The following is a 6,614-nucleotide window of genomic DNA, read 5'->3' as shown; positions in this document are numbered from 1 at the left end:
GCATCCGGCCGCGCTGATGGACACCATCTACGGCGACGCGCTGCTCGCGAACCTGAAGGCGCTCGGGCTGCCGCCGCACCGCGTGGTGCTCGAGGTGCCCGAACAGGCCGGCGGCGAGACGCCACGCTATGCGGCGATCATCGACGGGCTGCGCAAGGCCGGCTTCCTGATCGCGCTCGTCGGGTTCGGCGCGAAGCATTCGAACATCGATCGCGTGTGGCACCTGCATCCGGACATCGTCACGCTGGACCGCGGCATCCTCGCGCAGGCGAGCGAGCACTCGCATCTCGAACGCGTGCTGCCGGGGCTCGTGTCGCTGCTGCACGAATCCGGCCAGCTCGTGCTGATGGGCGGGCTCGCGACCGAACGCGACGCGCTGATCGCGCTCGAATGCGACGTCGATTTCGTACAGGGCCAGTACTTCGCGGGGCCGAGCGTCGATCCCGTGCAGCCGCAGGCCGCCGCGGGCTGCATGGATACGCTGTCGGCCGCGCTGCGGCTGCGCGTCGCGCAGCGCGAACGCACGCAGGCCGAACGGCTCGCGCCGTACGTGGCCGCGCTCGAGGACGCGAGCCGCAAGCTCGGCGCGGGCGAATCGCTCACCGATGCGGCGGCGGCCGTGCTCGGGCTGCCCGAGACCGCGCGCTGCTTCCTGCTCGACGCGTCGGGCCGCCAGATCGGCGACAACGTGCTCGCGCGCGGCAGCGTGTCGCAACGTGCGAAGCGCTTCCGCCCGCTGCTGCATTCCGAAGGCGCGAGCTGGGAACGCCGCCCGTACTTCATCGACGCGATGCGCGCGCCCGGCGGCGTGCATCTGACGCCGCCCTACCTGTCGATCAACGAGGCGCACCTGTGCGTGACCGCGTCGATCGCCGCACCGGCCGCGACGGGCATGCAGGTGCTCTGCGTCGACATCAACTGGGAAGCGGCGCTCAGCCGCGAGTGAGTTCGCCGGCGCGGCGCGCTCACGCGTCGCCGCCCGCCTTGCGCACGATCAGCCGGTGCACGCGCTTGCCGGACGACGCGCTGACGACCTCGTGTTCGTCGATCACGTGCACGCCCGCGCCCAGCGCCGCATGCATCCGCGCCGAATCGAGCGGCGTATAGAGGCGGCCGCGCTCGTCGCGCAACATGCCGCTTCCGGCCACCCGCCAGCTCAGGTACAACGTGCCGCCCGGCATCAGCAGATCGGCCAGCCGCGCGGCAGCCGCCGCTGCATCCGCCTGTTCGAGATGCATGACGACCGTTTCGCACAGCACGTTGCGAAACGCGCCGGACGGTACGCCGGCCAGCGCCGGCAGCGCGGCCAGTTCGAACGTCAGATCGCGATGGCGCCGCCGCGCCTCATCGAGCAGCGCGGCGCTCGCGTCGTAGCCGCGCACGTCGAAGCCGCGCGACGCGAGCCAGGCCGTGTCGCGCCCCGCGCCGCAGCCGACGTCGGCGGTCAGCCCCGGCGAGAAATGCTGTTCGAGCAGCGCGTACATGTCGTCGGGCGCAGCCTGGTCGAGCCAGTCCTGCGCGTATTGCGCGGCATGGGCGTCGTAGGCATCGAGAGTTGGGCGATCCACCATGGCGATTGCTCCGCAAGGGCGTCGGATGACGCACTCCGCATCTTAGTCGTTGCGCCCAGCCCGCGCCGTCGGCAAGCGCCGCGACGCCGGCCTACGCGGCCGGCACGTGGCCCGCACGCGGCGCCTGCGCGGCCAGGTCGGCCCACAGCGCATCGCCGCGCCACACCGGACGTGACGCCGCGCTTTCCGCGTCGTGGACGAGCGCGCACAGCCGCGCATTGACCGGCGCCGGGGCGCCGGCGCGCCGAAGCGCCCGGCCAGCCGCACGATTTCGCCGTTGATCCATTCGACTTCGGTCGCACGATGCGCCGCGAGATCGTCGGACATCGACGAGCGCGCCAACGGATCGATCTCGAGCATCCGGCCGCCGAGCACGCGGAAAGCCGCATCGGGCAGATCGAGCATCGCCGGAATCCATGCGGCCGGCAGCGGCGTCAAGCGCGCAGGCCGGATCGCGGCCCGCGCCAGCCAGTGCAGCGCCTCGCGCTGGGCCAATGCGACGCAGCGCCGGTACGTGCGTTGGGCGAGCTCGTCACGCAACGGCAGGTTCGCGAGCGCATTGACCGCATTGTTCAGGTTGAGCAGCAGCTTCGCCCACTGCACGGTGCGCATGTCGCGATGCAGCACGAGCGGCAGGCCGGCCCGCGCGAACAGGCCGGTGAACGGCTGCAGCGCAGGCGACGCGTCGACCGCCAGCCTCCCCGCCGAGCCCTGGTGAAACGCGCCGGGCCCGCGCTCGATCACGTTGAACGGCACCATGCCGGCCAACACGGTCGCTTGCGGGAGTGCGTCGCGCAGCACGTCGGCGTTGTGCAGGCCGTTCTGGAAGCTGATCATGATCGTGCCCGGCCGCAGCACGCCGGCCAGTTGCGCGGCGGCCTCGCGCGTGGCGGCCGACTTCACCGCGACGAGCACGAGCCGCGCGGCGGCCGCCGCGGCCGGATCGGTGGCGAATCGGACATCGGCCGGCGCGAGCGCCCCGCGATAGCCGCGCCGGTCGGTCAGCGTGAGTCCGTGCAGATGAATCGCGTCGCCGATCCGCGCGCGGCCGACGAGCGTGACGTGCGCGCCGGCTGCCGCGAGGCGGCCGCCGAGGTAGCACCCGATCGCGCCCGCGCCGAATACGCAGACCGGCCCGGCCGACGCATCAGACATGCGAATGCGCGCCGCCATGCACCGGGCCCGCGCGCCGCTCGACTTCGCGGCGTACGTCGCCGCGCAGCCCCACGAAGAACGCGACCTCGGCGACGACGAACAGCGGCCCGACGATCAGGCCGACCAGATCGTCGACGAACGCGGGCTTGCGGCCTTCGAACCAGTGCCCGACGAACTGCACGATCCAGCCGACGACGAACGCGCCGATGCCGATTGCAAGCCATTGCGCGGTCCGCAGCGGCGCCAGCGACTGCGCGGCCCACAGGCCGAGGGCGAGCAGCCCGGTCATCACGATCCCGAACCGCAGGTCGAGACGCAAGTAGAACAGCGCGGACACGACGGCGAGCAGCAGCGCCGGCGACAGCGCGATGCCGGCCAGCATCCCGAGCGCCGGCCGCGACAGCAGCACCTCGACCGCGAACACGATCATCGGGATGCCGACCAGATGCGTCGCGATGTTGCGCGCGTCGCGATGGTAGGCCGCATACTGGGAAAGATGATCTTCGAGGGTCTTCATGGCGTCTCCTGATCGGTTATTGAGCGCTATGATGCGCGTCACGCCCGAGAACCTCTGTCAGCTACCCGACATCGCGTGCCCATGCCTTCTTCGCTCGCCCCGTACCTGCCGCAGATCGAAGCGAACCCGTGGTTCGCCGGGCTGCCGCCCGCGCTGCGCGCCGCCCTGATCGCCCGCGCGACGCTGCGCCGCTTGCCGTCCGGCCACGCGCTGTTCCGGCGCGGCGACCCGCCGTGCGGGCTGTACGCGGTACTGGCCGGTTCACTCACGATAGGGGCGGTCGATCCGCAGGGCAAGGAAGCGCTGCTGACGGTGGCCGAGCCCGTCACGTGGTTCGGCGAGATCGCGTTGTTCGACGGCCAGCCGCGCACGCACGACGCCATCGCGCTCGACGACGCGCTGCTGCTGCACGTGCCCCAGGCCGCGCTGCTCGCGATCCTCGATACGACGCCGCAATACTGGCGGCAGTTCGCGCTGCTGATGGCGCAAAAGCTGCGCCTGAGCTTCCTGACCGTCGAGTCGATGAGCGTGATGCCGGCCGCGCAGCGGCTCGCCGCGCGGCTGCTGATGATCGCCGAAGGCTACGGCGGCATCAGCGCCGGGCGCACGCATATCCGGCTGTCGCAGGAAACGCTCGCGTCGATGCTGTCGCTGACGCGGCAGACCACCAACCAGTTGCTGAAGGCATTGCAGGCCGACGGCGTGGTGCGGCTGCACGTCGGCGAGATCGAGCTCGTGGACATCGACGCATTGCGCCGCGCGAGCGGGCTCGGCGACGGCGCGTCCTGAACGCCGCGCAACGGCCTCGGCAGGCCTTTGTCGACGCTGCGCGCTGCCCCGCAGCCGCCGAGTTGCGCTATCGTGGCGACTCGTTCCGCCAGCCGCGCGCACCGCCTTGAACACGTCGACCCTCCCCGCCCCCGCCCGTCATCCGTGGCCCGTCTTCATCGCGTTCCTGCGGCTCGGGCTCACGTCGTTCGGCGGGCCGGTCGCGCATCTCGGCTACTTTCGCGCGGAATTCGTCACGCGGCGCGGCTGGCTCACCGAGCGCACCTATGCCGATCTGGTCGGGCTGTGCCAGTTCCTGCCGGGGCCGGCGAGCAGCCAGGTCGGGATGGCGATCGGTCTCGCGCGCGCCGGCTATGCCGGCATGTTCGCCGCGTGGCTCGGTTTCACGCTGCCGTCGGCGCTGCTGATGATGCTGTTCGCGCTCGGCGTTCACGCGACGGGCGCGCCGATCGAAGCCGGCGCGCTGCACGGGCTGCGCATCGTGTCGGTCGCGGTGATCGCGCAAGCCGTATGGGGCATGGCGCGCACGCTGTGCCCGGACGCGCGGCGCGTCACGCTGATGGCCGCGGCCGCCTGCGTCGCGCTGCTCGCACCGGCCGCCTGGACGCAGGTCGCGGTGATCGTCGTGGCCGGCGCGGCCGGTGTCGTGCTGCTGCCGCAACCGGCGCGCGACGCGCACGAACCGTTGCCGCTGCACGTGTCGTCCCGCGCGGGCGTGCTGTGGCTTCTGCTGTTCGCGGCGCTGCTCGTCGCGCTGCCGTTCGCGGCCCGCGTGCTGCGCTCCGATACGCTCGCCGTCGTCGATGCGTTCTTCCGCACGGGTGCGCTCGTGTTCGGCGGCGGGCACGTGGTGCTGCCGCTGCTGCAGGCGGCCGTGGTCGCGCCCGGCTGGGTCGGCGATTCGGCGTTTCTCGCCGGATATGGCGTCGCGCAGGCCGTGCCGGGGCCGCTGTTCACGTTCTCGGCATTCCTCGGTGCGTCGCTGCGCGATGCGCCGAACGGCTGGCTCGGCGGCACGATCGCACTCGTGTCGATCTTCGCGCCGTCGTTCCTGCTCATCGGAGGCACCGCGCCGTTCTGGGAACGCCTGCGCCGCAGCGCGCACATGCAGGCCGCGCTCGCCGGCGTGAACGCGGCCGTCGTCGGGCTGCTGCTCGCCGCGCTCTATCACCCGGTCTGGACCGATACGATCGTCGCGCCGCGCGACCTGGCCGCCGCGCTGGTCGCCTTCGTCGCGCTGGTGTTCTGGCGCGTGCCGCCATGGGCCGTCGTGATCGCGAGCGCGGCGCTCGGCTGGCTGCTCGGCATCGCCGGCTGATCCGGCGGGCGCGGCACGTTCGGGCCGCGCAAAAACAAAAAGCCCTCGAAACGAGGGCTTTTTTCGATGCTGCGCGCCGTGGCGGCGCGCAGGCACCGGACTTACGCGAAGTTCTTCGCGGCGAAGTCCCAGTTCACGATGTTCCAGTACGCTTCGACGAACTTCGGACGGGCGTTGCGGTAGTCGATGTAGTACGCGTGTTCCCACACGTCGATCGTCAGCAGCGCCTTGTCGGCGGTCGTCAGCGGCGTGGCAGCGTTGCTCGTCGACACGATGTCGAGCGAACCGTCGGCCTTCTTCACGAGCCATGCCCAGCCCGAACCGAACGTGCCGACCGCGGCCTTCGTGAACGCTTCCTTGAATGCGTCGTACGAACCCCACTTCGCATTGATCGCGTCGCCCAGCGCGCCCGTCGGTGCGCCGCCGCCGTTCGGCGACAGGCTGTTCCAGAAGAACGTGTGGTTCCAGACTTGCGCGGCGTTGTTGAAGATGCCGCCCGACGACTTCTTCACGATCTCTTCCAGCGGCAGGTTTTCGAATTCCGTGCCCGGGATCAGATTGTTCAGGTTCGTCACATATGCCTGATGGTGCTTGCCGTAGTGGTACTGGATCGTCTCGAGCGAGATGGTCGGCGCGAGTGCGTCTTCAGCGTACGGGAGCGGCGGGAGCGTATGAGCCATGGCGATTCCTTCGTTGAGTATGTAGGGAGGCTGTGTTGGATGCTGCCGAGCGTCCGATTGTAGGCGAGGACGAATAACCCCGCAAACTCACGGGCCATTTATCCGCGGTATGCGGAAAAGCGCTGCTGGCGCGACGTCCGGCAGGACGAACCGGACGATGCGCAGCATTCGTGCCCGGCCGTGCCGCATGCGTTGCGACGATCCTCGCGTGTCTCGCGCGCCGCTTCTTGCGTCAGATCGTATCGGTCAGCCGCGGCTGCACGTCGGCGAGCGACACGTCGGCCGAGCCTTCGGCGAGATGCACGGTCAGGCGCCGCTGCGGCTTCAGCGCGTTCGGCGCGCGCACCGCACGGCCCGTCTGCGCATCGATCAGCGCCGCATAGCCGCGCTCGAGCGTACGCTGCGGGCTCAGCACCTCGAGCCGCGCGGCACAGGCCGACACGCGCGCCGTGTCGCGTTCGTGACGGCGCTGCAACGCGCTGGCCAGACGCTGCGACAGCCCCGCGAGCGCGTGGCGCGCCTGCGACGCATCGGGCCGCGCGCGCTGCCAGCGCAACTGCGCGAGCGCGAAACGCGCACGGGCA

The 6,614-nt window shown here is 70.9% G+C and carries 8 protein-coding genes; 3 read left to right on the top strand and 5 right to left on the bottom strand.

Annotation, left to right across the window (positions count from 1 at the left end):
- Nucleotides 1–946 (top strand): EAL domain-containing protein (locus tag JMF90_RS18155; protein ID WP_201325286.1); only part of this gene is annotated, 946 nt, incomplete at its 5' end.
- 19 nt (nucleotides 947–965) lie between these two features.
- Here the strand turns inward: JMF90_RS18155 and JMF90_RS18150 are convergent.
- Genes JMF90_RS18150 through JMF90_RS18140 form a run of 3 tightly spaced genes read right to left on the bottom strand, consistent with a single transcriptional unit; the run spans nucleotide 966 to nucleotide 3,243 of the window.
- Nucleotides 966–1,571, bottom strand: a complete 606-nt coding sequence (locus tag JMF90_RS18150) for a bifunctional 2-polyprenyl-6-hydroxyphenol methylase/3-demethylubiquinol 3-O-methyltransferase UbiG (protein ID WP_011546035.1) — start codon at nucleotides 1,569–1,571, stop codon at nucleotides 966–968.
- A 42-nt stretch (nucleotides 1,572–1,613) separates the two neighbouring features.
- The gene (locus JMF90_RS18145; protein WP_011546036.1) at nucleotides 1,614–2,726 is read right to left on the bottom strand and encodes a 2-dehydropantoate 2-reductase; all 1,113 of its coding nucleotides are present in this window, start codon (nucleotides 2,724–2,726) and stop codon (nucleotides 1,614–1,616) included.
- The gene (locus JMF90_RS18140; RefSeq protein ID WP_011546037.1) at nucleotides 2,719–3,243 is read right to left on the bottom strand and encodes a DUF962 domain-containing protein; all 525 of its coding nucleotides are present in this window, start codon (nucleotides 3,241–3,243) and stop codon (nucleotides 2,719–2,721) included. The genes JMF90_RS18145 and JMF90_RS18140 overlap by 8 nt, the downstream gene beginning before the upstream one ends.
- Before the next feature lie 81 nt (nucleotides 3,244–3,324).
- On the opposite strand from JMF90_RS18140, the gene JMF90_RS18135 reads away from it, so the two are divergent.
- Entirely contained in the window at nucleotides 3,325–4,032 is a 708-nt protein-coding gene (locus tag JMF90_RS18135) for a Crp/Fnr family transcriptional regulator (protein ID WP_011546038.1), read from the top strand.
- A 106-nt stretch (nucleotides 4,033–4,138) separates the two neighbouring features.
- Nucleotides 4,139–5,350: a chromate efflux transporter gene (gene chrA / locus JMF90_RS18130; RefSeq protein WP_011694375.1), complete on the top strand. Its 1,212-nt coding sequence runs from the start codon at nucleotides 4,139–4,141 to the stop codon at nucleotides 5,348–5,350.
- A 101-nt stretch (nucleotides 5,351–5,451) separates the two neighbouring features.
- Here chrA and sodB read toward each other — a convergent pair whose 3' ends face one another.
- Together sodB and JMF90_RS18120 are read right to left on the bottom strand one after the other, a co-directional pair.
- Complete coding sequence (gene sodB, locus JMF90_RS18125) at nucleotides 5,452–6,030, bottom strand: superoxide dismutase [Fe] (RefSeq protein WP_011546040.1); 579 nt, start codon at nucleotides 6,028–6,030, stop codon at nucleotides 5,452–5,454.
- 232 nt (nucleotides 6,031–6,262) lie between these two features.
- On the bottom strand, nucleotides 6,263–6,614 hold a 352-nt coding region (locus JMF90_RS18120; protein WP_282960384.1), incomplete at its 5' end, for an exodeoxyribonuclease VII large subunit.

Source organism: Burkholderia sp. E168m23, assembly GCF_016586125.1.
Taxonomy (GTDB): Bacteria; Pseudomonadota; Gammaproteobacteria; order Burkholderiales; family Burkholderiaceae; genus Burkholderia; species Burkholderia orbicola.
This window is presented reverse-complemented; position numbering and strand designations above follow the sequence as displayed.

Excerpts from the sequence above, each read along its gene's own strand:
- JMF90_RS18145 (WP_011546036.1), bottom strand. The coding sequence starts at position 2,726 with ATGTCTGATGCGTCGGCCGGGCCGGTCTGCGTATTCGGCGCGGGCGCG.
- JMF90_RS18150 (WP_011546035.1), bottom strand. The coding sequence starts at position 1,571 with ATGGTGGATCGCCCAACTCTCGATGCCTACGACGCCCATGCCGCGCAA.
- JMF90_RS18135 (WP_011546038.1), top strand. The coding sequence starts at position 3,325 with ATGCCTTCTTCGCTCGCCCCGTACCTGCCGCAGATCGAAGCGAACCCG.
- sodB (WP_011546040.1), bottom strand. The coding sequence starts at position 6,030 with ATGGCTCATACGCTCCCGCCGCTCCCGTACGCTGAAGACGCACTCGCG.
- JMF90_RS18140 (WP_011546037.1), bottom strand. The coding sequence starts at position 3,243 with ATGAAGACCCTCGAAGATCATCTTTCCCAGTATGCGGCCTACCATCGC.